This is a genomic window from Aquamicrobium ahrensii (assembly GCF_040545755.1).
GTDB lineage: Bacteria > Pseudomonadota > Alphaproteobacteria > Rhizobiales > Rhizobiaceae > Mesorhizobium > Mesorhizobium ahrensii.
The window spans coordinates 54,050-79,691 of record NZ_JBEPMN010000007.1 but is presented as its reverse complement, the minus strand read 5'-3'; the positions used below and the strand labels follow the sequence as shown (position 1 = coordinate 79,691).

Annotated in this window: 21 protein-coding genes, 1 tRNA gene and 1 pseudogene; 8 read left to right on the top strand and 15 right to left on the bottom strand. The window is 63.4% G+C overall.

Going from position 1 to position 25,642, the window contains the following annotated elements:
* The first annotated feature begins 138 nt into the window (after positions 1-138).
* From cpdR to ABID44_RS10995, 4 genes are all read left to right on the top strand, one after another.
* Complete coding sequence (gene cpdR, locus ABID44_RS11015; RefSeq protein WP_354151761.1) at positions 139-501, top strand: cell cycle two-component system response regulator CpdR; 363 nt, start codon at positions 139-141, stop codon at positions 499-501.
* Between the two features lie 68 nt (positions 502-569).
* Positions 570-644 (top strand) — tRNA-Val (locus ABID44_RS11010).
* A 543-nt stretch (positions 645-1,187) separates the two neighbouring features.
* The gene (locus ABID44_RS11000; protein ID WP_354151759.1) at positions 1,188-2,759 is read left to right on the top strand and encodes a Re/Si-specific NAD(P)(+) transhydrogenase subunit alpha; all 1,572 of its coding nucleotides are present in this window, start codon (positions 1,188-1,190) and stop codon (positions 2,757-2,759) included.
* Positions 2,760-2,770: 11 nt separating this feature from the next.
* Positions 2,771-4,204, top strand: a complete 1,434-nt coding sequence (locus ABID44_RS10995) for an NAD(P)(+) transhydrogenase (Re/Si-specific) subunit beta (protein WP_354151758.1) — start codon at positions 2,771-2,773, stop codon at positions 4,202-4,204.
* Between the two features lie 229 nt (positions 4,205-4,433).
* On the opposite strand, the gene ABID44_RS10990 is transcribed toward ABID44_RS10995, so the two are convergent.
* From ABID44_RS10990 to ABID44_RS10980, 3 genes and pseudogenes are all read right to left on the bottom strand, one after another.
* Positions 4,434-6,047, bottom strand: a complete 1,614-nt coding sequence (locus tag ABID44_RS10990) for an NTP transferase domain-containing protein (protein WP_354151757.1) — start codon at positions 6,045-6,047, stop codon at positions 4,434-4,436.
* Positions 6,044-6,733: an XdhC family protein gene (locus ABID44_RS10985; RefSeq protein WP_354151843.1), complete on the bottom strand. Its 690-nt coding sequence runs from the start codon at positions 6,731-6,733 to the stop codon at positions 6,044-6,046. Before ABID44_RS10985 ends, ABID44_RS10990 begins: the two co-directional genes overlap by 4 nt.
* A 120-nt stretch (positions 6,734-6,853) precedes the next feature.
* Positions 6,854-7,096: pseudogene (locus tag ABID44_RS10980) on the bottom strand (XdhC family protein); the annotation flags it as partial.
* A 307-nt stretch (positions 7,097-7,403) separates the two neighbouring features.
* Here ABID44_RS10980 and ABID44_RS10975 point away from each other — a divergent pair.
* Positions 7,404-8,474, top strand: coding sequence for a serine hydrolase domain-containing protein (locus ABID44_RS10975; RefSeq protein WP_354151756.1), 1,071 nt, complete (start codon positions 7,404-7,406; stop codon positions 8,472-8,474).
* A 6-nt stretch (positions 8,475-8,480) separates the two neighbouring features.
* On the opposite strand, the gene ABID44_RS10970 is transcribed toward ABID44_RS10975, so the two are convergent.
* A complete protein-coding gene (locus tag ABID44_RS10970; protein WP_354151755.1) occupies positions 8,481-9,326 on the bottom strand; it encodes an EamA family transporter in 846 nt (281 codons plus the stop codon).
* Positions 9,327-9,517: 191 nt separating this feature from the next.
* Between ABID44_RS10970 and ABID44_RS10965 the strand changes: the two genes are divergently transcribed.
* From ABID44_RS10965 to ABID44_RS10955, 3 genes are all read left to right on the top strand, one after another.
* Positions 9,518-10,588 carry an ABC transporter ATP-binding protein gene (locus tag ABID44_RS10965; RefSeq protein WP_354151754.1) on the top strand — a complete coding sequence of 357 codons (1,071 nt, stop codon included), beginning with the start codon at positions 9,518-9,520 and terminating at the stop codon, positions 10,586-10,588.
* Positions 10,589-10,703: 115 nt separating this feature from the next.
* Positions 10,704-11,726: a Fe(3+) ABC transporter substrate-binding protein gene (locus ABID44_RS10960; protein WP_354151753.1), complete on the top strand. Its 1,023-nt coding sequence runs from the start codon at positions 10,704-10,706 to the stop codon at positions 11,724-11,726.
* 168 nt (positions 11,727-11,894) lie between these two features.
* A complete protein-coding gene (locus ABID44_RS10955; RefSeq protein ID WP_378226505.1) occupies positions 11,895-13,505 on the top strand; it encodes an ABC transporter permease in 1,611 nt (536 codons plus the stop codon).
* On the opposite strand, the gene ABID44_RS10950 is transcribed toward ABID44_RS10955, so the two are convergent.
* The 11 genes from ABID44_RS10950 to ABID44_RS10900 all read right to left on the bottom strand — a co-directional run bounded on the left by ABID44_RS10950 (position 13,479) and on the right by ABID44_RS10900 (position 25,557).
* Positions 13,479-14,543 carry an ABC transporter ATP-binding protein gene (locus tag ABID44_RS10950; protein ID WP_354151751.1) on the bottom strand — a complete coding sequence of 355 codons (1,065 nt, stop codon included), beginning with the start codon at positions 14,541-14,543 and terminating at the stop codon, positions 13,479-13,481. The two genes, ABID44_RS10955 and ABID44_RS10950, sit on opposite strands and share 27 nt — an antisense overlap.
* 20 nt (positions 14,544-14,563) lie before the next feature.
* Positions 14,564-15,355, bottom strand: coding sequence for an ABC transporter permease (locus tag ABID44_RS10945; protein WP_378226494.1), 792 nt, complete (start codon positions 15,353-15,355; stop codon positions 14,564-14,566).
* A complete protein-coding gene (locus ABID44_RS10940; protein ID WP_354151750.1) occupies positions 15,352-16,239 on the bottom strand; it encodes an ABC transporter permease in 888 nt (295 codons plus the stop codon). Before ABID44_RS10940 ends, ABID44_RS10945 begins: the two co-directional genes overlap by 4 nt.
* Positions 16,240-16,309: 70 nt before the next feature.
* On the bottom strand, positions 16,310-17,410 hold the full coding sequence (locus ABID44_RS10935; protein ID WP_354151749.1) for an ABC transporter substrate-binding protein: 1,101 nt from the start codon (positions 17,408-17,410) through the stop codon (positions 16,310-16,312).
* A 222-nt stretch (positions 17,411-17,632) separates the two neighbouring features.
* Positions 17,633-18,805, bottom strand: coding sequence for an iron-containing alcohol dehydrogenase (locus tag ABID44_RS10930; RefSeq protein WP_354151748.1), 1,173 nt, complete (start codon positions 18,803-18,805; stop codon positions 17,633-17,635).
* Between the two features lie 18 nt (positions 18,806-18,823).
* A complete protein-coding gene (locus ABID44_RS10925; RefSeq protein WP_354151747.1) occupies positions 18,824-20,212 on the bottom strand; it encodes an aldehyde dehydrogenase family protein in 1,389 nt (462 codons plus the stop codon).
* 64 nt (positions 20,213-20,276) lie between these two features.
* Positions 20,277-21,647: a glutamine synthetase family protein gene (locus ABID44_RS10920; protein ID WP_354151746.1), complete on the bottom strand. Its 1,371-nt coding sequence runs from the start codon at positions 21,645-21,647 to the stop codon at positions 20,277-20,279.
* A gap of 94 nt (positions 21,648-21,741) precedes the next feature.
* A complete protein-coding gene (locus ABID44_RS10915; protein WP_354151745.1) occupies positions 21,742-22,812 on the bottom strand; it encodes a TRAP transporter substrate-binding protein in 1,071 nt (356 codons plus the stop codon).
* A gap of 126 nt (positions 22,813-22,938) precedes the next feature.
* Positions 22,939-24,267 carry a TRAP transporter large permease gene (locus tag ABID44_RS10910; protein ID WP_354151744.1) on the bottom strand — a complete coding sequence of 443 codons (1,329 nt, stop codon included), beginning with the start codon at positions 24,265-24,267 and terminating at the stop codon, positions 22,939-22,941.
* A complete protein-coding gene (locus tag ABID44_RS10905; protein WP_354151743.1) occupies positions 24,264-24,776 on the bottom strand; it encodes a TRAP transporter small permease subunit in 513 nt (170 codons plus the stop codon). The genes ABID44_RS10910 and ABID44_RS10905 overlap by 4 nt, the downstream gene beginning before the upstream one ends.
* Positions 24,769-25,557 (bottom strand): N-formylglutamate amidohydrolase, encoded by a 789-nt coding sequence (locus ABID44_RS10900; RefSeq protein ID WP_354151742.1) that lies wholly within the window; start codon positions 25,555-25,557, stop codon positions 24,769-24,771. The genes ABID44_RS10905 and ABID44_RS10900 overlap by 8 nt, the downstream gene beginning before the upstream one ends.
* Positions 25,558-25,642: the final 85 nt, after the last annotated feature.

Genomic DNA, 25,642 nt, shown 5'->3' with positions numbered 1-25,642 from the left:
GAGTCCAGCGCTTCGCGACGGACTCCGAAGCAACGCTCCCGGCTGTCTTCACTTGATCTTTACCGGCGCGGACTCATATACAGCTCGAATAACGGGCTTGGCATGAGCCGGCCGAGTTGGTGATTCGGACGGGATACTATGGCACATATTCTGCTGGCGGAAGATGATGACGATATGCGCCGCTTCCTGGTCAAGGCGCTGGAGCGCGCCGGCCATCAGGTCAGCGACTTCGACAATGGCGCAAGCGCCTATGAGCGTCTGCGCGAGGAGCCCTTCTCGCTTCTGCTGACCGACATCGTCATGCCGGAGATGGACGGCATCGAGTTGGCGCGCCGCGCCACCGAGATCGATCCCGACCTCAAGGTGATGTTCATCACCGGCTTTGCGGCGGTGGCTCTCAATCCCGATTCCAAGGCTCCACGCGACGCAAAGGTGCTGTCGAAGCCGTTCCATCTGCGCGACCTCGTCAACGAAGTGGAAAAGATGCTGCAGGCCGCATAGGCGATCAAAATTTCCGCACCACACTATTGACGGGCCGAAACAAAAATGATGTAAGCCCGCCATTGGATGGGCGTATAGCTCAGCGGGAGAGCACTTCGTTGACATCGAAGGGGTCCCAAGTTCGATCCTTGGTACGCCCACCATCCGACCTCAAAAGCTCAGAGAGCAAAACACCCCGCTCTCCCTTGACGGCAAATCCGCAAAAAATCTGATAAATCATATATTTATGCATCCCGACCTATGTCGCGGGTTTGGCGGCGTCCTTTGCCCTGTGCGCTTATCCAATCCGATGGCGGGTTGTTTCCATCTGCCGACAGTGACGCCGTTGTCGGCCAGGGGCGCCGGAACTCCTGGCCCCTATATTGCATCCCACCGGGTGATACAGCACAGGGCGTCGGCCTCGCCACGCCGCTGGCCGCCCTCGTCAAGGCGTCCACGATCGACGCGGGCATCGCAGCTTTTGCGAAGGGCGGCGCTCGCATCATGCTCAGCGCCGGTGAAAAACCGGGATCTTCGGTGCTTCGACGCCAAGGCGATGTTGTAATTGGTGGAAAAATCACGCAACTGGGTTCTCGCTTGGTGGCTGGCGTGGTTCAGAAACTGTCCGACCAGTTTTTCCGGAACCGCGCGCAACGGTTCCCGACGGCCGCAAATGAAGCATCAGCCTGTTCAAGGGGGAGACAAACTTGAAGATCGGTGCACTAAGAGAAACCTTTGATGGCGAGAGTCGGGTGGCGCTGACCCCGGACTCGGCGCTGCATCTGCAGAAGCTCGGCCACGAATGTATGGTCGAAGCGGGCGCCGGCGAGAGGGCCGGCTTCACCGATCAGGCTTACATCGACGCCGGCGTCGTGGTTCTGGCCGACGCCCAGGCTGTGACCGGCGCATCCGACGTGCTCGTCAAGGTGCGCGGCCCGGAAGCCGCCGAACTTGAACGGATGCAGGAAGGGCAAACGCTCATCTCGTTTTTCTGGCCGGGCCAGAATCCCGAACTGCTGGAGCAGGCCCGGCGCAAGGGCGTCACCGTCATCGCCATGGACATGGTTCCGCGCATCAGCCGTGCGCAGAAGATGGATGCGCTGTCTTCCATGGCCAATCTGGCCGGCTACCGCGCCGTCATCGAAGCCGCCAACAATTTCGGCCGCTTCTTCACCGGGCAGGTGACGGCGGCCGGCAAGATACCTCCCGCAAGGGTGCTGGTGGTGGGGGCTGGCGTGGCCGGTCTGGCCGCCATCGGGGCCAGCATCAGCCTGGGCGCCATCACCTATGCCTTCGACGTACGTCCTGAAGTGGCCGAACAGATCGAGAGCATGGGCGCGGAATTCGTATTCCTCGATTTCGAGCCGACGCAGGATGGCGCCGCCACCGGCGGCTACGCCGCTCCCTCCTCACCGGAGTTCCACGCCAAGCAGCTCGCCAAATTCCGTGAACTGGCGCCGCAGGTGGATATCGTGATCACCACGGCCCTCATCCCCGGCCGTCCCGCGCCCAAGCTGTGGACTGAAGACATGGTTCGCGCCATGAAGCGCGGGTCAGTGGTTGTGGATCTGGCCGCCGAGCGAGGCGGCAATTGCGACCTGACGGTTCCGGACGAGCGCATCGTCACCGACAATGGCGTAACCATAATCGGCTATACCGACTTCCCCAGCCGGATGGCCGCACAGGCTTCCAGCCTCTACGCCAACAATATCCGCCATATGTTGAGCGACCTGACGCCGAAAAAGGATGGCGTCATCGCCCATGACATGGAGGACGACGTCATTCGCGGCTCCACCGTGGCGCGAGCCGGCGAGATCACATGGCCGCCACCGCCACCCAAAGTGAAGGCCATTGCAGCCGCCAAGCCGAAGGACAAGCCGAAAGAACTGACCCCGGAAGAAAGGCGCGCCCATGAAGCGGCCGCCTTCAAGACCCAGACCCGCAATCAGGTGGCGCTGCTGGCCGTGGGCGGCGTGCTGCTCCTGCTGGCGGGATATTTCGCCCCGGCCAGTTTCATGTCGCATTTCATCGTCTTCGTGCTGGCCTGTTTCGTCGGTTTCCAGGTGATCTGGAACGTCAGCCACAGCCTGCATACCCCGCTTATGGCGATCACCAACGCCATTTCCTCAATCATCATCCTGGGCGCGCTGCTGCAGATCGGCTCGGGCAACTGGCTGGTCGTCGTGCTCGCCGCGCTCTCCGTGCTGATGGCCGGGGTGAATATTTTCGGCGGTTTCCTCGTCACGCGGCGAATGCTCGCCATGTTCCAGAAGTCGTAAGGGAGGGGACCATGGAAATCGGTTTCACCACCGCAGCCTATATTGTCGCGGCAGTCCTGTTCATCCTCTCTCTCGGCGGCCTTTCCGGGCAGGAAAGCGCCAAGCGCGCCGTCTGGTACGGCATCGTCGGCATGGCGCTGGCCATCGGAGCCACGCTGGTCGGACCCGGTTCGGGCCTGTGGCAACTGTCGCTGGCGGTGCTCCTGGCCGGTGGCGCGGCGGGCTGGGTCGTGGCGCAGCGGGTGCAGATGACCGAGATGCCGCAACTCGTCGCCGCCATGCATTCGCTGGTGGGTCTGGCGGCCGTATTCATCGGCTTCAACACCCATATCGAAATGGTGGGCATCGCGGCGATGGCCGCCGACGCGCGCGCCGCCCTCACCGGCTTTGCCGCCGCAGTGGCCCACAAGACCCCGGTCGAGATCTCCATCCTGCGGGTCGAGACCTTCCTCGGCGTGTTCATCGGCGCGGTGACCTTTACCGGTTCGGTCATCGCATTTGGCAAGCTGGCGGGCAAAGTGGACGGCAAGGCGAGAAAGCTGCCCGGCGGCCACATGCTGAACGCCGCAGCCGCGCTTATCTCGCTGGTGCTGCTGATCGTCTACCTGAACACGGCCAGCACGCCGGCGCTCGCGGTGATGACGCTGGCGGCCCTGTTCATCGGCTACCACCTGATCATGGGTATTGGCGGCGCCGACATGCCTGTCGTGGTTTCGATGCTGAACAGCTATTCGGGCTGGGCGGCGGCGGCGATCGGCTTTTCGCTGTCGAACGACCTCCTGATCGTCACCGGCGCATTGGTGGGCTCTTCAGGTGCGATCCTCTCCTACATCATGTGCAAGGCGATGAACCGTTCCTTCGTTTCCGTCATTCTCGGCGGGTTCGGAACGACGACCGGGCCGGCCATGGAAATCGAGGGCGAACAGATTGCGATCGACGTTGATAGCGTGGCCGCGACGCTGAACGACGCCGACAGCGTCATCATCGTTCCCGGATATGGAATGGCTGTGGCGCAGGCCCAGCAATCCGTTTCCGAGTTGACCCGTAAACTGCGGGCGAACGGCAAGCAGGTGCGTTTTGCTATTCACCCGGTTGCGGGACGTCTGCCCGGGCACATGAACGTGCTGCTGGCCGAGGCAAAAGTGCCTTATGACATCGTGCTGGAAATGGACGAGATCAACGAGGACTTTGCTCAAACCGACGTGGCGATCGTCATTGGATCGAACGACATCGTCAATCCGGCTGCACAGGAAGACCCCAACAGTCCGATTGCGGGAATGCCGGTGCTTGAAGTGTGGAAGGCCAAGCAGGTCTTCGTCTCCAAGCGCGGCCAGGGAACAGGCTATTCAGGCATCGAGAACCCGCTCTTCTACAAGGAAAACACCCGCATGTTCTATGGCGACGCCAAGAAAAGCCTCGACCAGCTTCTCCCGCTGGTCGGCTGAAAACGGCTCCTGCTAAAACGCCCCCGGCAAAGGCTGCCTTTGCCGGGGCAAGCGGGCAGGCATTGGAACCGTAGCGTGCGCCACGCAGCATGAACGCTGGCCGGGAATTTTTTACCGCACCCCCTGCCTGCACATGGCCGCCTGCATCTTCCAACAATAGAAAATCTGCGCCGGCAGTCCGGCTTGCTTGCACTCGGGAATGTCGGTCAGTTGGCCGTTGAACCAGCCGTCATGGGCTGGACATGCCGCGTGCATTTTCGAGCGCCTCCGGCGTGTCGACGTCGATGGTGGCGCCAGGGCCGATATCGACGTCGATGACGCCGACATTTGCCGATTCGATCAGATGGCGCGCGCCTGTGTCGCCGTGTAGTTTCCCGACCGCGGCAAACAGGGAACGCGGCAGGATCACCGGATTGCCGCGCTTTCCGTTGCACACGGCTCGCACGATGGAAGCGCCGCCGCTAGCGCGAAACACGTCAATCAGGCGGTCGATATCTCCGCTGGTGATGCCGGGCATGTCGCCAAGCATGATCAGTGCGCCGTCGGCGGAGGCAGGCGCGGCTGCGATCCCCGCCTTGAGCGAGGTCGACAGGCCGTTCGCGAAGTCGGGATTGTGGACCAGCACCAGCTCGAGCCCTTGCAGCGCCTCCTCGACCAATACAGATTGGTGGCCGGTGACAAGAGTGACGCCAGCCGCTTTGGAGGCGAGAACGCGCAAGGCGGCGCGACGGATCAGCCGCTCGCCATCGAACAGGGCCAGCAATTTGTTGGAGCCGCGCATACGGCTGGACTGGCCGGCGGCCAACACCACCGCCTGCACCTGCGGGTGCGGCGGGACCGGCATGGGTTCACGCGGCTGCGGCCGCGACGGGATTTCCATCAGCAGGCCCCCTACCCCCATCGCCGCAACGTCGCCGGACGTGACTTCAAGTCCGGCGCAGATACGGTCCAGTATCCAGTCGAAGCCGTTAAGGCGTGGACTGCGGGCGCAGCCCGGCGCACCGAGCACCGGCTTGCCCGCACGCTCGCCCAGCACGAACAAGTTGCCGGGATCGACCGGCATGCCGGAGCGCAGCACCGTGCCGCCCGAAGCGCGGATCGCGGCGGGGATGACGTCATCCTCCGGATCGCTCATGGCGGAGGCCCCGAACACCAGCACAATGTCGCTACGGTCAGCCAGGGAGCCGATGGCCTCCGCGACGGCGCGCGCCTCGTGCGGGATGCGGACTTCTTCCGAAACACTGCTGCCGGAGCGCAGCAATCGATCTTCGGTAACCCGAACGGTCTTGTCCAGCACGCTGCTCTTCACGCCCGGCAACACGGTCTGGATCACGCCGACCCGGTGAGGCCGGAACGCGTGCACGGCGAAAGCCATGCGACTTGTGGTCAACCGTATGATGGCGTCCAGAGCTTCGGAACGCATGGCGAAGGGAATGATCTTGACGGTGGCGACCATCTGGCCGGTGCTGACCTGAACATGGGAGGCCAGCGTTGCAATAGTAGCGTCGGGATCGACTGCGTTGATCGCATCGATGAGCGCCTTGTCCACGGTGAACAAGCCATCGTGGCGGGCGAAGATGTTGACCCGGCCGGTGGCTGCAGGCTTGGCGACGGCGCCGTCGAAGCCAAGCGCCGCTGCTATACGCGTCGCGGCCTCGTTCTCCTCGACATCCCCGGCTTCCATGACGGCCACGATGACTTCGGCGACGCCGCCGGCACGGAACGCCTCGACGTCTTCGGCGGTCAAAACATGCGCCTTGCGAAAGCGCTTGCCGCCCACCGCAATCGAATACGCCAGCACCGCGCCTTCAGCCTGCGCAAGTGGAACGGGGCCGAACCTCACGCCGCATGTTCCTTTGCAACGACACCACGGGTGCGGAAAGCGCGTATCACTTCGGCCAGCACCGCAACGGCGATTTCGGACGGCCCCTCGGCTGCGATGTCGATGCCGATAGGCGCATGAATTCGCGCAATCTGCTCACTGCTCAAACCTGCCGCCTGTAACCGTTCGACCCGCCTTGCGTGAGTCTTGCGGCTGCCCAGCGCACCTACATAGAAACAGCCGGCCCCAAGCGCCGCCTGCAGCGGCATGTCGTCGATCTTGGGATCATGAGTGAGCGCAGCGAGAGCCGTGTGGTCGTCCAGCGGCGTCTGCGCCAGCACCTCCTGCGGCCAGCGCGCATGCAAGGTGACGCCCGGAAAGCGCTCCGGCGTGGCGAAGGCCGTACGGGGATCGATGATCTCCACCGCGTAACCTGCCGTGCGGGCCAGTGACGCCAGCGCCTGGCTGATATGCACCGCGCCGATGACCACCAGACGTGGCGGCGGCACATGGGCGTTGAGAAACAGCGTGCGGCCTTCGACCACCACGCTGCGCGACCGGCCAGTGCAGAAGGCTTCCCTCACGGCGTCGCCGAGCGCACCGGCCACCTCGTCTCCCTGACGCAGCAGGCGGCTTGCGCCATCGCCGAAATCGGTGACGACCACTGCGGCCCGCCGGGCCAGACGCTCTTGGTTCAATGCTTGCAAGACATCAAGCTTCCCCGGGGCTCCGGAATCCCGATCCAGTTTTTCGACATAGATCCGGATGCGCCCTCCGCACGACAGCCCCACCTGCCAGGCGGCTTCGTCCGCGACGTCGAATTCGAGCGTTCCAGCCTTCCCGCCGTCAATCACCTCAAGCGCTTCGGCCACGACCGCACCCTCCACGCAGCCGCCCGACACCGAACCCTGAAAGTTCCCTTCGGCGTCGACGACCAGATGGCTGCCAGCCGCACGCGGAGCCGAACCCCAGGTTTCAACCACAGTGGCGAGCGCCACGCCGCGGCCCTGAGCTACCCAACGCTCGCCAACGGCAAGCGGATCGTTGTGGAGTTCGCCAAGCGTCAACATTTGCCTAATATCACTCACCTCGCTCGGTTCTTCAATTATTTTATTTTCTAATATATTGATAAAATTATGTTTTTCAGGCACGTACAACTTCATCCAGGCAGATGAACCTACATCGCGTCACTTCATAGCTCAACCGCCACGATTGGAATATCGTTGGCTCGATGATGAGCCCCGGGCAATAGTTGAACACCGCATCTAAGCGGTTCAACTCCGTTTCCAGGCAACCCGACCCCAACGGTATCGTGATCTGCGGAACAGGCCATGCAACTTGTCAGGGACGGCGAAAGAGGCGAACGTGCAGCGCAGCATGGCTAGCAAAACGCCCAACATCGCAATCCGCAAGCAGCGCACCAGGGTCTTCTCCATATCGAGCGCATTGCTCGTCTGGACATGCGTTTTCGCCGCACCCGCCTTTTCACAGGCCGGGATGCGCGAACGGCTGGAGCACATTCTCGACGACGCCGGAAATCTTGAGCCGCTGCGCACGGTTCTCATCGCATATGACGGGGAGACCGTGGCCGAGCGCGGATATCGCGGTCACTCGGTGACTGCGCCCTCCAACATCAAATCCGCTTCCAAGGTCATTGTCTCCGCCATGATCGGCATCGCCATCGACAAGGGCTTGATCAAGAGCGTGGACCAGCCAATCGCCGGGTTGCTTGGGCGGTATCTTCCAGACAGTCCGGACTCCCGCCTGCGCGAGATCACCATCGGCCATCTCCTGTCGATGCAGGCCGGGCTGGAACGAACCTCGGGCGCGAATTACGGGCGGTGGGTGGCGAGCCGCGACTGGGTTCGTTTCGTCCTGACCCAGCCATTTGTGGCCGAGCCGGGCGGGGAAATGCTCTATTCGACGGGCTCGACGCATCTCCTGTCCGCGATCCTTACGCAGACCAGCGGAAAATCGACCTTGGCGCTGGCGCGGGAGTGGTTTTCCGGTCTCGAAGGGTTCTCGATCGCCTCATGGGACCGCGATCCGCAGGGTATCCATTTCGGCGGCAACCAGATGGCGATGAGCCCGCGTTCGCTTCTGGCGTTCGGCGAGATGTATCGGCGTGGAGGCGTCGCCGGCAATGGCGCTCGCGTGGTCCCGGAAGGCTGGATCGGGGAATCCTGGCGCGTGCGCACCCATTCGCGCTTCACGCAGGACGGCTACGGCTATGGCTGGTTCCAGCGCAACGTCGCCGGCGAAGATGTCTCCTATGCTTGGGGGTATGGAGGGCAGATGCTCTACATCGTCCCCGCCGCCAGTCTGACCGTGGTGATGACCTCGGACGACGCCGCCCCGTCCGGCAGCACCGGGCACAGGGAGGACCTCCACGGCCTGCTGGGCCGGATCATCGATGCGGCAAAGACCTCGCCGGCCTCACCGCTCTGACCGCTTTCAACTCAGCCGCAGCGCCACCACCCCCGCCACGATGCACAGGGCCGAGGCCGCACGCCAGCCGGTCATCTTCTCGCCGAGGGCGAAAACCGAGATCGCCATGGCGAAAAGGATGGAAGTTTCGCGCAGCGAGGCCACCGAGGCGATCGGCGCCTTGGTCATGGCCCACATGGCGATCGCATAGGCGGCGCCGCTTAGAAAACCGGTGAGCAGGCCAATGCGCCATTCCAGCGCCAGCGTCCGCACCAGACGCCGCCCCCGGTAAACGAGTGCGACCGAGGTCGCGACGACGCCGTCGCACACGAACAGCCATGCCGCATAACTCAGCGCCGTCGTGGCTTCCCGCGCGCCCATGCCGTCGGCCAGCGTGTAGCCGGCGATGAACAGCGACGTCGTCAACGCATAACCGACAGCCGCCGTATTGAGAGCCGCGAACCGGCCGCCGCCGCGCAGCGACATCAGGAAAGTGCCTGCCGAGAGCATCAGGATGCCCGCGAGGGCGAACGGCCCCGGCACTTCCTGAATGAGGATGATGCCGCCGATCGTGGTTATCAGCGGTGCGGCGCCCCGCGCCAGCGGATAGGTCTGCGCCAGATCGCCCACCTCATAGGCGCGGATCAGAAACAGCCGGTAGCCGATATGCATGCACAACGACACGCCGATCCATATCCATGCGCCTCCGCCCGGAAAATCCACGAAGGGCAGCACGGGAAGCGCCACGACCGCCATGCCGAGCGAGGTGAGCGAGATCGAGGCGAAACGGTCGAGCCTGACCTTGATCAGGGCGTTCCACGAAGCATGCATCAGTGCCGCGGCCAGAACCGCGCTGAAAACGGCAAGGCTCATATGATATCACCTGCTGTGCCGCCGGATTGCAAAGCCGGCTTATGTTCTTTCCCGCAATTAAAGGGTGGCGACAGCCCTTGCAATGCGCACGAACCACGCGTTCCTTTGGTCCAACGATCGGGCGAGGCGCTTGATCCGCAGGCCGTTGCCATGTAGCCCAACTCATGAGGCCGAAGCGGAAGGGTGGTTTCATGGCGCAACAACCTCATGGCGACGAAGGTCCGGGGCCGGTTCTGGAGGTCGTCAAGCTCGCGCGCCGGCTTGGGCCCGGTTTTGCGCTCGGTCCGATCGATCTGGCCATCGAGCCGAAGCAGATCGTCTGCCTCGTCGGCCACTCGGGTTGCGGGAAGTCCACGCTGCTTCGCCTGATCGCCGGCATCGAGCAGCCAGACAGCGGAACCGTACATCTGGATGGCAGGGAACTGGCGGGTTCCGGCGTATTCGTCGAGCCCGAGACGCGCAATATCGGCTTTGTCTTTCAGGACTACGCCCTGTTTCCGCATCTCACCATCGGGCAGAACATCATGTTCGGCCTGCGCAAGTGGCCGGGCGAGGAAGCACGCGCCCGCGTGGCCATGCTTCTGGAACTGACGGCGCTCTCGGCCATGGCGGACCGCTATCCGCACATGCTTTCGGGCGGAGAGCAGCAGCGGGCGGCGCTGGCGCGAGCGCTGGCCCCACAGCCTTCGGTGGTGCTGATGGACGAGCCCTTCTCCAATCTCGACCGTGACCTGCGCGAGCGGGTGCGCCACGACACCATCGCCCTGCTGCGCCGCACCGGCACCACCGCGATTATCGTCACCCACGATCCGGAGGAGGCGCTGTCCACGGGCGACCGGGTCGTTCTGATGAGGTCGGGGCGCATCGTCCAGAGCGGCGCCGGTCGCGATCTGCATGACCGGCCGGCCGACCGCTATGCGGCGGAATTTTTCAGTGTCTTCAACCGGATTCCCGGCACCTATCGCAATGGTCAGTTGCACACCGCGCTCGGTGTCTTTCCATGCAGGCTCGATCTTGCCGAAGACAGCCCGGCGCTGGCCTTCATCCGCCCTCAGGCTGTATGTCCCTGCCTGGCCGAGAACGCGCTCTCGGGCTCGGTGCGCTCGCGCAGTTTCCGGGGCGAGATCGAGCAGCTGGAACTTAACGTCGAAGGGCTCGAAACGCCTCTCACCATGCGCACCACACAGCGCTTGCACATACACGACGGCAGGCTGCGCTTCCGCATCGATCCGGACACGGTTCTGGCCTTCGCCGCCTCCTGACCATCAGGGCGATAAACTTTCTGTGATCAGCTGAAAACTGGCCCAAGAAAACTTGACTAACTGGATCATAAATGGTGCAGGGCTCGTGTAACCCCAACACAGGAGGAGAGGTTCCATGCGCAGCGCACATTTCGGGACGACGCTTCTAGCCGCCGCTTCATTCCTTGCCGTTGCCAATGCGGCCTCGGCAGCGGAGGTGAGCATATACACCACCCGCGAACCCGGCCTCATCCAGCCCCTGCTGGATTCCTTCAGCACCTCCACCGGCATCAAGGTCAACACCGTCTTCCTCAAGGACGGCCTCGCCGAGCGCGTGGCTTCCGAAGGTGAAAGCTCGCCCGCCGACATTCTCATGGCGGTCGACGCCGGCAATCTTGTCGATCTGGTCGACAAGGGCGTGACCCAGCCGGTTGATTCCGCCGCCCTCAAGGAGGCGATCCCGGCACAGCTTCGCGACGCAGACGGCCACTGGTTCGGCCTGTCGATGCGCGCCCGCGTGGTCTACGCCGCCGCCGACCTTGATCTGGATGCGATCACCTATGAGGACCTGTCCGACCCGAAATGGAAGGGCAAGGTCTGCATCCGCTCCGGCCAGCATCCCTACAACACCGCCCTCACCGCCGACTACATCGCCCATTACGGCGCAGAGGAAACCGAGAAATGGCTGAGCGGCCTGAAGGACAACCTCGCCCGCAAGCCGGCCGGCGGCGATCGCGAAGGCGCCAAGGACATTCTGGGCGGCGTCTGCGACATCGCCGTCGCCAATTCCTACTATGTGGGCCTGATGCGCTCGGGCAAGGGCGGCGACGAGCAGAAGCAGTGGGCCGACGCCATCAAGGTCCTCCTGCCGACCTTCAAGGATGACGGCACCCATGTGAACATCTCCGGCGCCGCCGTCGCCAAGCATGCTCCGAACAAGGAAGAGGCAATCAAGCTGCTGGAATATCTGGTTTCGGATGAGGCGCAGAAGATCTACGCCGAAGCGAATTACGAATATCCGGTCAAGACGGGCGTCGCCGCAGATCCGCTGATCGCCGAACTCGGCGATCTGAAGATCGACTCCAAACCGCTCACCGAGATCGTCGCCAACCGCAAGGCGGCCAGCGAGCTGGTCGACAAGGTCGGCTTCGACAACTGACATGGGGAAAAGGGCATCCGCCACGGATGCCCTTTTGGTTTCGTGACCATGGCGGCAACCGGTTCAGGACAGGGTATGCGGCGGCGTTCCGGCGCCGCATGGCTCGTTGCGGCCGGCGTCACGGCCTTCGCCGTGGCGCTGCCGTTTCTTGCCCTCGCTTACGAGGCGATGCAGGGGTCCGACGGGCTTTGGGCGCATCTGTTCTCCACCATTCTGCCCGTGGCCCTGCGCGACACGCTGATCCTGCTCACCGGCGTCGGCTTGCTGGTCGCCGTTCTTGGCACGGGAACGGCATGGCTGGTCACGGCCTATGATTTTCCCGGACGGCGCACGCTGGAATGGGCGCTGCTGCTGCCGCTGGCCGTGCCCACCTATATCGTCGCCTATACCTATCTCGACATACTGCACCCGATCGGCGTCGTTCAGGACACGCTTCGCACCATTCTCGGCTATTCCAGCCCGCGCGAGTTCCGCCTGCCAGACATCCGCTCAATGACGGGCTGCATCCTGCTGCTCGCCTTCGTGCTCTATCCTTACGTCTACATCGCCACGCGGGCCATGTTCCTGACGCAGCCGGCCAGCCTCATCGAGGCGGCCCGCACGCTGGGCGTCTCGCGGCGGGCCGTGTTCTGGCGTATCGCCCTGCCGCTGGCCCGCCCGGCCGTCGCCGTGGGCATGAGCCTTGCGCTGATGGAGACGCTGAACGACATCGGCGCCGCCGAATTTCTCGGCGTGCGCACGCTGACCGTCTCGATCTACACGACATGGATCACCCGCTCGGACCTGCCGGGCGCATCGCAGATTGCGCTGTCGCTGCTGGTCGTCGTGGTGGCCGTGGTGGCGCTGGAGCAATATGCGCGCCGACGCCAGCGCTTCGCGGCCGGCGCGCAGCGCGGCGGCAAAAGCTTCGAGCGCCAGCGCGTATCCACCTCAATCGGCCTGGCTTTGCTGGCGCTCGGCCTGATCCCGGTGCTGATCGGCTTTGTGGGGCCAGCGCTCTATCTGGCGACCGAAGCATGGGCCCGCATCGGTTATGCCGGCGTGCCGCCACGCTTCCTTTCGACCGTATCGGCCACAATCCTGCTTTCGGCGGCGGCCACCGTACTGACGCTGGCTCTGGGCGCGGCGGCGGCCTACGCGGCGCGCATTCGTCCAGGCGGCCTTTCCGCCACCGCGTTCCGGCTTTCCACCATCGGCTACGCCGCACCCGGCACCGTCATCGCCATCGGGCTTGTTATCGTGCTCGGCGCGTTCGACCGCACGGCCAACACGCTGGCGAATTCATGGTTCGGCGTCTCCACCGGCCTTATCTTCCTCGGCTCCGGCGCAGCGCTGGTTTACGCCTATACGGCGCGCTTCCTCGCCATTTCGGCAGGCGGCATGGCTGCCGGCCTCAGCCGCATTCCCCAGTCTCTGGACGAGGTTTCGCGCACGCTCGGCGAAACCGCCTCGGGCACCCTGCGGCGCGTGCATCTGCCCCTGTCGAAGACGGCGCTTGCCGCCTCGGCGCTGCTGGTGTTCGTCGATTGCGTGAAGGAATTGCCCGCCACCCTGCTCCTGCGTCCGCTCAATGTCGAGACGCTGGCCACCCATCTTTACGGCGAAGCCGCGCGCGGCACCTATGAGGAGGCGTCGATTTCGGCCCTCGCCATCGTGCTGATCGCCCTATTGCCGGTGGTGCTCCTGTCGCGTGTGGGTTCGGAGCGCAATCTGCGGCAAGGCGATGTCGCGCCCCTGCCCCAGTCGCTGCCCTCAGTTCAGCAGCATCACGTCGCCTGACGAGAAGCTGATCTCGACATGATCGCCGATTTGCGGCGGCGGTGTCGCCGGGTTGTTGAACGTATCCAGAGAAACCGTGCTGTCGCCCGCCCTCACCCGAACGCGGATCACCGATCCGAGGAACTGCACGTCCGCGATTTCGCCGCCAAGCACCGCATCGTCACCGGGGCGGCGGCCGAGCGCGATCGCTTCGGGACGCAGGGCCAGCGATACGGCGTCGCCCGATTTTACCCCTGCCGGCTCTTCGCGCAGCACGATCTCGCCATTGCCGACCTGCACCTTGCCGGCATTGCCGAGCTTGCCTTCCAGGACGTTCAGCGTGCCGACGAAACCGGCGACGAAGCGCGTCGCCGGCCGGTTGTAGATTTCGAAGGCGGTGCCGACCTGCTCGGCCATCCCGCCATACATGACCACGATGCGATCGGAGATCGACAGCGCCTCCTCCTGATCGTGGGTGACGAAGATGGTGGTGATGCCGAGCTTCTTCTGGATGGAGCGGATTTCCTCGCGCAACGACACCCGCACCTTGGCGTCCAGAGCCGACAGCGGTTCATCGAGCAGCAGCACCTTGGGCCGTGGCGCGAGCGCGCGCGCCAGCGCGATGCGCTGCTGCTGGCCGCCCGAGAGCTGATAGGGATAGCGGGCGCCGAACTCGCCCGCGGGAAGCTTGATGATGTCGAGCATCTCGGCCACGCGGCTGTCGATCTCGGCTTTCGCCACGCCGGCCACTTTCAGGCCGAAACCGATATTCTGCGCCACGGTGAGGTTGGGAAACAGCGCATAGGCCTGGAACACCATGCCGATATTGCGCTGGTTGGGTTTCAGCCCCGTGACATCCTTTCCGCCAATGAGGATGCGCCCGCCGCTCGGTTCCTCGAAGCCGGCCACCATGCGCAGCACCGTGGTCTTGCCGCAGCCGGAGGGGCCGAGGAAGGAGACGAACTCGCCGGCTTCGACGTCGAGATTGAAATCCTGCACGACGGTGGTTGCACCGAAGGATTTGCGGACGTGCTGGATCGACAGGAAGGGCTCTTGCATTGGCTGCGCGATCTCCGTTCTCAGTGCTGTACGCCCGGCGCCTTGGGCGCGAATTTCGAGACGAACTGGATCAGGGCCATGCAGCCCCAGGTAATAGCGAAGGCGATGACCGCAAGCGCGGCCGGCTCATAGGCGCGATTTGCGCCGAGAAGCTGCATGTACGGGCCGAAGGACGGCCGGTTGAGCAGCGCCGCCATGACGAATTCGCCGATGACGATGGCGAAGGTGATGAAAGCGCCCGAAAGCACCGCCACCGCCACATTGGGCAGGATGACGCGGGCGAGGATCGTCACCCAGCCCGCCCCAAGGCTCTGGGCGGCCTCGGTCAGGGTCGCCACGTCGATGGCGCGCAGGCCCGTATCGATGGCGCGGTACATATAGGGCAGCGACAGGATCACATAGCCGAACATCAAAAGCAGGTTGGTGCCCATGGCGGAGCCGGTGAGCGGCAGCCATGACGATGTGTTGTACAGCCGGATATAGCCGAACACGATCACGATCGGCGGAATGATGAGCGGCAGGAGCGTGATGAATTCCAGCACCGGCCGCCAGCGCGGCAGCTTCAGCCGCACCCAGTAGGCGGTCGGCACCACGAGCAGCACGCCAAAGGCGATGGTGGCGAGCGCCATCAGCACCGAATAGGTGAAGGTTTGCTGGAAACGCGGGTCGGCCAGCACCGTCCAGTAGGCGTCGAGCGTATAGGCGCTGCGGCGCATTTTGAGCGAGAATTCGGCGGTGCTGACCAGCGGCAGCACGAAATAGAGCGCGCCGACGCCGAAGAACAGCCAGGACCAGAAGCGGTTGATCTTCATTTCATCCACCTCTCGCTGCGGGCGCGAAGCCAGATATAGATGAAGTTCGCGATGCCGGTGATCACGATCATGCCGAAGGCGAGCGCGTAGCCAAGATGCGGATCCTGCAGCACGTCGCCGCGAATCTGCGCGAAAAGCAGGATCGGCACGATGGACAGCGAACTGCCGGTCAGCGCGTAAGCCGTGGCGACCGCGCCGAAGGCGTTGGCGAACAACAGCGCAAAGGTCCCGAGCAGGCTCGGCCACAGGATCGGCAGCGCCACCATGCGCCAGTACTGGAAGGGCGAGGCGCCGAGGATGGAGGCGGCCTCGCGCCATTCGCGCCGCATCCCGTCCAGCGCTGGCGTCATGATCAGGATAGTGAGCGGTATCTGGAAGAACAGATAGGTCAGCGTCAGCCCGCCGAAGGACAGGATGTTGAAACCCATCGCATAGATGTTGATGCCGAACCAGTCGCGCAGGATGAGCGTGACGAGGCCCAGCCGGCCGAAGGTTGCGAGAAAGGCGAAGGCCAGCGGAATGCCGGCGAAGTTGGAAGCGACGCCGGAGAAGGTGAGCAGCGGCGAGCGCAGCCAGCCGGGCAGGCCGCCCAGCACCATCGCCCAGGCCATGAGGAAACCCACGAGGCAGCCGAGCAACGCGGAGGCCACGCTGATGCGGATCGAGATCCAGTAGGCCGCCATGATCGAGGGCTGGAACAGGTTGACGATGTTGTCGAGGGTGAAATCGCCCGCTGCATTGCGGAACGAACCGACAATGATCTGCATCGTCGGCAGGACGAGGAAAAGCAGCGCAAACAGCAGAAAGGGCGCCACGCCCAGCCAGGCGAACGACATGCGCGGGCGCACGGTTTCAGCAGCCGGCGCGGCGATCGATTGGCTCATGCGCGATTACCCCTCCTGCCGGAAAGCCTCCGGTGCGGCGCATGAAGCGCCGCACCGTAGTCGGTTCCGCCTACTGGACGTTGGCACCGACGACGCTGTCCCAGCCACCGGTGACGGCGTTCTTGTTGGCGTCCTGTTCCTCGAGCGTCGGGAACACGGCCCTGGTGTAGGCCTCGGCCGGCGGCAGCTTGTCGAGGACGTCCTGCGGCACCTTGCCTTCGGAGACGAGCTGGTTGAAGCGCGCCGGGTGGCAATAGCCTTTCAGGAAGCCAAGCTGACCTTCGTCGGAGTAGATGTATTCGAGCCAGAGCTTGGCCGCGTTCGGATGCGGTGCGTAGGCGCTGATCGCCTGCGCATAGACGCCGGCCAGAACACCGCTCTTCGGCACCACGACCTCGACCGGCGGATTACCGTCGAGCGTGTCGCGGTCGGCAAGGGCGTTGTAGTCCCAGCGCACGATGATCGGCGTGGTGCCCTGGGCCAGCGACGAGGCCTTGCCGATGACCGGGACGAAGTTGCCCTTCTCGTTGAGCTGCTTGAAGAAGTCGAGGCCCGCTTCCGAAGCCTTGGAGGCGTTGCCACCCGCAGCCGACAGACCGGCGGCGTAGACCGACAGGATGGCCTGGTTCGCGGCGCGCGGATCACCCGCCAGCGCGACGGAGTTCGCGTATTCGGGCTTCAGCAGGTCGGACCAGTCCTGCGGGACGTCCTTGACGATGTCGGTGTTCACCTCGAAGGCGAGAACACCGTAATAGCCGCCATACCAGTGGCCATCGGCGTCCTTCACCTCGATGCCGTCGAAGGTCGACACCTTGTAGGGCAGAAGCAGGCCTTCGCTGGTCGAGGACGGGCCGAAAGCGAGGCCGACATCGATCACGTCGGGCGCCTGCGGGCCGGTATTGCCCTTGTTGGCGCGTATCGCCTCGATCTCGTCGGCCGAGCCCGCATCGGGATTCAGCTCGTTGATGGTGATTTCCGGATACTTGGCCTTGAAACCGGCCAGAATGCCTTCCCAGCCGCACCAGTCATGCGGCAGGGCGATGGTGGTCAGCATGCCTTCCTTCTTGGCGGCCTCGACGATTTCATCCAGTGACTGAGCGGACGAAATGGCCGACGTGACCATCAGAGCGGCTGCCGTTACGGACAGTACCTTCCCCGCAAACTTGAACATCTCGTTATCTCCATTGAGCTGACGCCTTGTGACGCCTGCGACGCGGTAGCGAGTTCACGTGACGTTTGGATGAAAGCCAGACGAACCCCTCCCGCCACAAAACGAAAGGCTAAACCACTTTTGCCGACCCTGACAATCGGCCGATATATTTTCCGGCTAAATAAACCCTCCCTCGTTCCCCTCTGGCGGTTTCGGTTCGGTCCGGGCGGCTTGGGCCGCTTCTCAGACGGTTCCGGCGATGGCGCTCTCAAGCAGTTGGAGCGCGCCTTCCCTAGTGAGCTTGAGCGGATTGCCGCCGGCCGTCGGATCGACGATGGCCATGTCGGCGATCAGCCCCTTGCGTCCGGCATCCATGTCGAGGCCGCTGATCAGGCCGGGCAGCGTGTGCGGCACCTTCAGCTCCTCGCGCAGCTTCAGGATGGCGGCCGCAAAGCCATCGAAACCGCCCTCGACGCCGCAATAGGCTGCAAGTCGCTCGATCCGCTCCTCGATCACCTCGCGATTGAAGGCGAGCACATAGGGCATAAACACCGCATTGGTCATGCCATGATGGGTGTCGTAGAGCGCCCCGATCGGATGCGACAGCGAATGGATGGCGCCGAGTCCCTTCTGGAAGGCGGTGGCGCCCATGGCCGCCGCGCTCATCATGTTGGCGCGTGCGATCAGGTCCGAACCGTCATGGAAGGCCCTGGGCAGGTTCTCCAGGACAAGACGAACGCCTTCCACCGCGATCCCGTCGGCCATCGGATGATAACCCGGCGCGCAATAGGCTTCGAGGCAGTGAGCCAGCGCATCCATGCCGGTGCCCGCGGTGATGAAGGGCGGCATGCCTGCGGTCAGCTCCGGGTCGGCGATGACGATGGCCGGCATCATCTTCGGATGGAAGATGACTTTCTTGGTGTGCGAGGCTTCATGGGTGATGACGCCGGCGCGGCCGACTTCCGAACCGGTGCCGGCCGTTGTCGGCACGGCCACGATCGGCACGATTTTGTCTGCATCGGCGCGGGTCCACCAGTCGCCGATGTCCTCGAAATCCCAGACGGGACGGCTTTGGCCCGACTGAAAGGCGATCAGCTTGCCGAGATCCAGCGCCGAGCCGCCGCCGAAGGCGATGACGCCATCATGGCCACCCTTGTTGAACACCTCGATGCCGGCGGTGAGATTGGACTCGACCGGGTTCGGCTTGACGTCGGAGAACACGCCGTAAGGCGTCTTGGCCGCGTCGAGAATAGCGAGCGTCGAGGCGACGACGGGAAGCTTCGCCAGCCCCGGATCGGTGACGAAGAGCGGGTTCTTGATGCCGGAAGCGGCGAGCGCGCCGGGCAGTTCACTTATGCGCCCCGCGCCGAAGAGCACGGTGGTCGGGTAATTCCATTTGGAGACGGGATTGGTCATGTCTGTTCTTCTTGAATGTCAGATTTCTTCGCGCAGGTGATAGCTTTTCGGCCGGGTCAGGTTGTCATAGCCGATGGCCGACAGCCCTGCGCCCTTGCCGGTGTCCTTGACCCCCGTCCACACCAGCGCCGGGTCGAGATAGTCGCAGCGATTCATGAAGACGGTGCCGGTTTCGACACGGTCGCCGATGGCGACGGCATGTTCGGTGTCGGTGGTCCAGATCGAGGCGGTCAGACCGTACGGGCTGTCGTTCATCAGCGCGACGGCTTCCTCGTCGTTGCGCACCTTCATGATGCCGACGATCGGCCCGAAGCTCTCCTCGCGCATGACGCTCATCTGATGGTCGACATTGGTGAGAACTTCCGGCGCGATATAGGGCGAGCCGGCGACATCATTGTCGACCTTCATGCCGACATGCGCAACGGCTCCCTTGCGCAGCGCCTCCGCCTTCTGCTCGCGGATCAGGTCGGCGAAACGCGCCTGCGCCATCGGCCCCATGGTGGTCGCCTGCTCCAGCGGATTGCCCACGACATAGTTCTTCGTTTCGGCGATGAAGCCTTCGACGAATTCGTCATAAACCTTCTCGTGCACGTAAACGCGCTCGATGCCGCAGCAGCACTGGCCCGAATTGAAGAACGCGCCGTCGACCAGACTGGCGACGGCATGGTCGATCTTCGCATCCGGCAGCACATAGGCCGGGTCCTTGCCGCCGAGTTCGAGACCCAGCGTCATGAACGTGCCCGCCGCCGCCTTTTCGATGGCGCGCCCGCCACCGACCGAGCCGGTGAAATTGACATGGTCGATCTTGCCCGATGCGAGCAGCTTCTCGGTCTGGCTGTGGTTCAGCACCAGGTTCTGGAACACGCCCTTCGGCAGGCCAGCCATCTCGAAGGCCTTCGCGAAGCGCTCGCCGACCAGCAGCGTCTGCGCGGCGTGCTTCAGGATCACGGTGGAGCCGGCCATCAGCGCCGGCACAACGGTGTTGACGGCGGTGAGGTAAGGATAGTTCCACGGCGCGATGACCATCACCACCCCAAGCGGCTCCTTCTTCACGTAGCGACGGAAGCCGTCTTTCGGGTTGGAGGCCGGCACCGGCTTCAGCGCCTGCTCGGCGATCTCCACCATGTAGGAGACGCGTTCGCGCACACCGCCGAACTCGCCGCCGAAGCGCACCGGGCGGCCCATCTGCCAGGCGATCTCCGGCACGATCTCGTCGCTCATGGAGACGAGCGCTTCCAGCATGGCCAGCATGTACTTGCCGCGCTCGGCGATCGGGATCTGCGCCCAGCCGACCTGCGCCGCGCGGGCGCGTTCCACAGCGGCGCTGACCCCCTGATCGGTCGCAATCGGCCGCTCGGCGTAGATCGAGCCGTCTATGGGTGATTTGAGCTTGACCGTTTCGGTCATGATAGTTCGTCCTTCGTCCATTGGGGCGGATGGGAAGGCCGCCCGTTACTCATATTCTTTCCGGTCAGTAGCGCTCGAAGCCGCGATGCAGCTCCCAGTCGGTGATGCGGCGGTCGTATTCCAGCTGCTCCCACCGCGCCGTATGCACATAGTGATCGATGGCGTCGTCGCCGAAGGCTTTCCGCAGCATTTTCGATTTTGTCATGGTTTCGGTGGCGTCGCGCAGCGTCTTCGGGATTTCCGGCAGGCGCGACGCCTGATAGGCGTCGCCGACGAAAGGTTTCTGCAGCTCCAGCTTCTCGTCGATGCCGGCAAGGCCGGAGGCGATCAGCGCCGCGAAGGCGAGATAAGGATTGAGGTCCGCGCCGCCGATGCGGCATTCCATGCGGATGGCCTTGGTGCCCTCGCCGCACAGGCGAAAGCCGGCGGTGCGATTGTCTTCCGACCACATGATCTTGGTGGGCGCGAAGGTGCCCGCCTGAAAGCGCTTGTAGGAATTGATGTAGGGCGCAAGGAAATACGTGTATTCCTTGGCGTATCTGATTTGCCCCGCGCACCACTGGCGGCCGAGCTCGGAAAGCGTCCACGGCGCATCCTTGTCGAAGAACAGCGGTTTCTTGCCGTCGGCGCTCCACAGCGAATTATGGACGTGGCTGGAATTGCCGGCCAGATCGTAATTGTACTTGGCCATGAAGGTGACGGCCTTGCCTTCCTGATCGGCGATCTCCTTGGCGCCGTTCTTCAGGAACACATGCTGGTCGGCCATCTCCAGCGCCTCGGCATAGCGCACATTGATCTCTTCCTGTCCCGGACCCCATTCGCCCTTGGAGCATTCCACCAGAATGCCCGCCGCATGCATCTCGTTGCGCAGGCGGCGCATATAGCCTTCTTCCTTGGTAGTGATGCCGATGAGGTAGTCGCCAATATAGGGCGACGCGCTCCTGAGGTCCCGCCAGCCCTTTTCGCGCGCCGTGTCATAGGTTTCCGAAAGCAGGAAAAATTCCAGTTCCGACGCGAAATAGGCAAGATAGCCGCGGTCTTCGAGCCGCTTGAGCTGCTTGCGCAGGATGCCGCGCGGCGAATGCGGCAGGTCTTCGCGGCTATGGTGGTCCTGCGAATCGCACAGCACCAGCGCCGTCTTTTCCAGCCATGGAACGGGCCGGATGGTGGACAGGTCCGGCTTCATGACGAAATCGCCATAGCCGCGCGACCAGCTCGCCGCCTTATAGCCCGGCACCGGCTCCATATCGATGTCGTCGGCCATCAGATAGTTGCAGCCATGAGTCTCCTCATAGGCGGACTCGACGAAGAATTGCGCGTGGAAGCGCTTGCCGATCAGACGGCCCTGCATGTCGATCGCCGCGACAAGCACGGTGTCGATCTCGCCTGCGGCGACTGCGCCCTTCAGTTGATCGAAAGAGAGTTTTCCGGCCATTCTTTTCTCCGCCGCGCCCGCGGCTGCATGTGTTCTAATTCAGCTTGATATTCTGGAGGGCCCGGCCGCCGGAGCGGCCGGGTGAAAGCAGGCGTCAGCCGTAACGGTAGGGCGCGCCGGCCTTGCGCATCGTGTCCTGATATTTCTTCAGGATCTCCACGACCTTGGCGTTGCGCTCGCTCTTGGCCGCGATCTCGTCCCAGAACTCCATCGCCATGTCCTCGACCTTCTTCCACTCATCTTCGGGAATGGTGGTGAGTTCAAGCTTGCCGCCGGTGGTGCGGTAGTGCGCCTCGCCCCACCAGTACCAATGCTGGCGGTAGTAATGCGAGGAATCCATCGCCAGCTGGAACAGCGTCTTGAGATGATCCGGCACCTCGTTCCACTTGTCCGTGTTGGCGAAGAACGAACCCGACCATGCGCCCGAGATGTTGTTGGTCAGATAGTACTTGGTGACGTCGGCCCAGCCCACCGTGTAGGTTTCGGTCGCGCCGCACCAGGCGATGCCGTCGATCTCGCCCGTCTGGAGCGCCACTTCGATGTCTTCCCATGGCAGCGTCACCGGCACCACGCCGAGGCGCGAGATGAACTGGCCGCCGGTCGGGAAGGTGTAGACACGCAGGCCCTTGAGGTCGGCCACCGAGCGGATCGGCTTGGTGGTGGCGAAGTTGCACGGGTCCCAGGCGCCGGCGCTCAGCCAGGTCACGCCGGGAATTTCGCCATAGGCCTCTTCCCAGATTTCCTTCAGCCCATACCAGTTCCACAGCACCGGCACATCGAGGCTGTAGCGCGAGGCGAAGGGGAAATATGCGCCGAACACGGCCACGTCGACCGGCGAGGCCATGGAATCGTCGTCGCTCTGGGCGGCGTCGAGCGTGCCGGCCTGCACGGCGCGGAACAACTCGCCCTGCGGCACGAGCTGGTCCGCCGTGTACATCTCGATCACCATCTCGCCATTCGCAGCCTTGTTGAAGGCGTCGATGGCGGGCTTGCAGACATGCTCGGCCAGCGCCGGGCCGGCATAGGTCTGCAGACGCCACTTGATCGGCGCCTGCGCCTTCACATAGGGCGTGGCCAGAGCGGTCGCTCCCACCGCACCGGCGCCGGTCAGAACGGATTTGCGCAGGAAATCGCGCTTGCTGATGATCTTCTTGCTGTCGGTCATAACGTGCTCCCTCTGTTATCTCGAACCGTCAACGCTCGCCCATACGGGCGCACTCACACGCACGGGCTTCGGCCTGAAAGCCTCCGCCGCCGCGTATTCCGGATGCAGGCGCTCCCCCCGCTCATCTCAGCGCTTCCCCATATAGACTTCAGGAAGCCACATCGCGATGTCCGGGAACACCATGATGATGATCATCGTCAGCACCATCATGAAGAAGAACGGAATAATCGACTTGTAGATGTCAACGATGGTGATTTCCGGCGGCGCCATGGCGCGCATCAGGAACAGGTTGTAGCCGAAGGGCGGCACGATATAGGCGATCTGACAGGTGATCGTGTAGAGAATGCCGAACCAGATCAGATCGAAGCCGAGCGCCTTGACCAGCGGGATGTAGAGCGGCGCGACGATGACCAGCATGGCGGTGTCGTCGAGGAACATGCCAAGGATGATGAAGGAAAACAGCATCATCGACAACACGCCCCACGGACTCAGCTCCCAGGTGTGAAGCAGAAGGTTTTCGATCGCCTTGATGGCGCCCAGACCGTCATAGACGGCGCTGAAGCACAGCGCGCCGAGGATGATCCACAGGAACATCGCCGATACGCCCAGCGTGTTGCGCGTGGTCTCTTCCATTACGCTTTTCGTCAGCCGACCGGTGAACAACGCTGCAAGAAGCGCCAGCAGCGCGCCCACCATCGAGGTCTCGACCAGACTGGTGGTGCCGGTCAGGAACAGGCCCATGATGGCGGCGAACAGGCCGAACGGCAGCAAGCCCTCGCGCAGCAGGACCAGCTTCTCGCGCATGGTGATCTGTGCCAGTTCTTCCGGCTCCAGCGCCGGGCCCATTTCCGGCTGCAAACGGCAGCGGATGTAGATGTAGGCGGTGAAGATGATCGCCATGAGAATGAACGGCCCGATGCCGGCGAGCCACAGTTGCAGCACCGGCTGGCGCGCGATCATCGCATAGAGAATGAGCACCACCGACGGCGGGCCCATGATGCCCAGCGACGATCCGCCCTGGATGACGCCGGTGATCATGGTCTTGTCATAGCCGCGCCGCAGCAGTTCCGGCAGCGCCACGGTCGCGCCGATGGCCATGCCGGCGACCGAAAGGCCGTTGACCATGGAGATGATGACCATCAGGCCCATCGTTCCTATGGCGAGGCCGCCGCGCACCGATCCGAACCACACATGGAACATGCGGTAGAGATTGTTGGCGATGCCGGACTCCGAAAGCATGTAGCCCATGAAGACGAAGAACGGCACGGTGATCAGCGGATACCAGTTGAGCACCTGGAAGGCGGCGTTGAAGGGCATTTCCGCCGCGCCATTGCCCCACAGCCACAGCGCCGCTCCCGCGCCGACCGCGCCAATGACGCCGAACACGCGCTGCCCCGTCGCCATGAGCAGCAGCATGGAGGCGAACATGAAGATAGTGATCAGTTCCGAACTCATGCCAGCGACTTCCCGCGTGCTTCAGCCACGTTCTTGAAGAAGGTGGAGATGGATTGCAGCAGCATCAGGAAGATGCCGAAGGTCATGATCGCCTTGATCGGCCACAACGGCGGCGCCCATGCGGTGTAGTTTTTCTGGGCGTAGGTGATGGAATACTCGGTCGAGGAAACACCCGCCCGGAACAGTACGGCCAGATAGAAGATGACGAAGAGGATGGTGAAGGCGTCGGTGAGGGCGCGCCGGCGCGGCGACATCATGCTGTAGAACAGGTCCATGCGCACATGCGCGCCGATCTGCAGGGAGTACGCGCCGCCGAGCAGATAGTAGGCCGACAGCATGAACTGCGACATCTCCATCACCCAGTTGACCGGGTAGCCGAAGAAGACCCGCATCACCGTCGAGTAGAGCAGGACCGCGCCCATCGGAAAGATCAGATACATGGCGAAGCGGCCAACCCAGTAGCCCGTCGCATCGACGTAGCGCACATAGAGCCTGATCGGTTCAGGCATTGACTCCTCCCTTGTCCACCAAATTCCCGCCCTCGATATGAATCTTGCCCAGCAGCGAACCCAGCAGTTCGGCCCATTTGCGTTGGCCGGCCGCATCGGCGATCTCATCGTTGCGGATTTCGATCATGGCGCAGGCCAGTCCGCGCGAGCGGGCATGCCGCTCCAGTGTGAAATAAACCAGATCGGCCGGCGAATAGGGCTGGTTGGCGCCCACCTTGATGCCGGCGACACCGTTCAGCGCCCGCAACAACGGCGCAGAGATGCGTTCGTCCTCATCATGGATGATCCCTATGTGCCAGGGACGCTGCTTGCCGAAATAGACGGGCGTATAGGAATGCACGGATACGAGCCGCGTCTCGCGCCCCGCCGCCAGCCGCTCATCGATCGTGGCGGCGATAACGTCGTGGAACGGCCGCCAGGCGAGATCGATACGCGCCTGCCTTTGCTCCGCCGTCAGTCCGGCGTTGCCGGGAACGGCCATGGTTTCGCTGACTTCCGGGATCAGATTGTGCGCATCGAGCGGCCGGTTGCAGTCGATCGCCAGCCGCGACACGCAGGATTCGATCAGCGTCGCATCAAGCGCCTTCGCCAGCATCGCCGCGACCGGCAGCGCGCCGGGGTCCCAGGCGATGTGGCGCTGGAAGTCTTCCTCAGACAGGCCGAGCATCCCGATTTCGGCCGGCATGTAGTTGGAGGCATGGTCGCAAGTGAACACATAAGGGCTTGCCCCTTGCGGATTCGTGACCCGTACAGCCTGCTCGAATGAAGGCTCGTTCCCCATAGCGCTCCGTTCCCCAGGCGATGTACCATATATTACTTATTGTTTTTCATTTCGCCTTGACGGATGATTTCATACACATTGTCCG

What these genes read in the sequence shown, in the direction of transcription:
- cpdR (WP_354151761.1), top strand. Translation starts at nt 139, where the DNA reads ATGGCACATATTCTGCTGGCGGAAGATGATGACGATATGCGCCGCTTC.
- ABID44_RS10995 (WP_354151758.1), top strand. Translation starts at nt 2,771, where the DNA reads ATGGAAATCGGTTTCACCACCGCAGCCTATATTGTCGCGGCAGTCCTG.
- ABID44_RS10975 (WP_354151756.1), top strand. Translation starts at nt 7,404, where the DNA reads ATGGCTAGCAAAACGCCCAACATCGCAATCCGCAAGCAGCGCACCAGG.
- ABID44_RS10970 (WP_354151755.1), bottom strand. Translation starts at nt 9,326, where the DNA reads ATGAGCCTTGCCGTTTTCAGCGCGGTTCTGGCCGCGGCACTGATGCAT.
- ABID44_RS10965 (WP_354151754.1), top strand. Translation starts at nt 9,518, where the DNA reads ATGGCGCAACAACCTCATGGCGACGAAGGTCCGGGGCCGGTTCTGGAG.
- ABID44_RS10960 (WP_354151753.1), top strand. Translation starts at nt 10,704, where the DNA reads ATGCGCAGCGCACATTTCGGGACGACGCTTCTAGCCGCCGCTTCATTC.
- ABID44_RS10955 (WP_378226505.1), top strand. Translation starts at nt 11,895, where the DNA reads ATGCAGGGGTCCGACGGGCTTTGGGCGCATCTGTTCTCCACCATTCTG.
- ABID44_RS10950 (WP_354151751.1), bottom strand. Translation starts at nt 14,543, where the DNA reads ATGCAAGAGCCCTTCCTGTCGATCCAGCACGTCCGCAAATCCTTCGGT.
- ABID44_RS10945 (WP_378226494.1), bottom strand. Translation starts at nt 15,355, where the DNA reads ATGAAGATCAACCGCTTCTGGTCCTGGCTGTTCTTCGGCGTCGGCGCG.
- ABID44_RS10940 (WP_354151750.1), bottom strand. Translation starts at nt 16,239, where the DNA reads ATGAGCCAATCGATCGCCGCGCCGGCTGCTGAAACCGTGCGCCCGCGC.
- ABID44_RS10935 (WP_354151749.1), bottom strand. Translation starts at nt 17,410, where the DNA reads ATGTTCAAGTTTGCGGGGAAGGTACTGTCCGTAACGGCAGCCGCTCTG.
- ABID44_RS10930 (WP_354151748.1), bottom strand. Translation starts at nt 18,805, where the DNA reads ATGACCAATCCCGTCTCCAAATGGAATTACCCGACCACCGTGCTCTTC.
- ABID44_RS10925 (WP_354151747.1), bottom strand. Translation starts at nt 20,212, where the DNA reads ATGACCGAAACGGTCAAGCTCAAATCACCCATAGACGGCTCGATCTAC.
- ABID44_RS10920 (WP_354151746.1), bottom strand. Translation starts at nt 21,647, where the DNA reads ATGGCCGGAAAACTCTCTTTCGATCAACTGAAGGGCGCAGTCGCCGCA.
- ABID44_RS10915 (WP_354151745.1), bottom strand. Translation starts at nt 22,812, where the DNA reads ATGACCGACAGCAAGAAGATCATCAGCAAGCGCGATTTCCTGCGCAAA.
- ABID44_RS10910 (WP_354151744.1), bottom strand. Translation starts at nt 24,267, where the DNA reads ATGAGTTCGGAACTGATCACTATCTTCATGTTCGCCTCCATGCTGCTG.
- ABID44_RS10905 (WP_354151743.1), bottom strand. Translation starts at nt 24,776, where the DNA reads ATGCCTGAACCGATCAGGCTCTATGTGCGCTACGTCGATGCGACGGGC.
- ABID44_RS10900 (WP_354151742.1), bottom strand. Translation starts at nt 25,557, where the DNA reads ATGGGGAACGAGCCTTCATTCGAGCAGGCTGTACGGGTCACGAATCCG.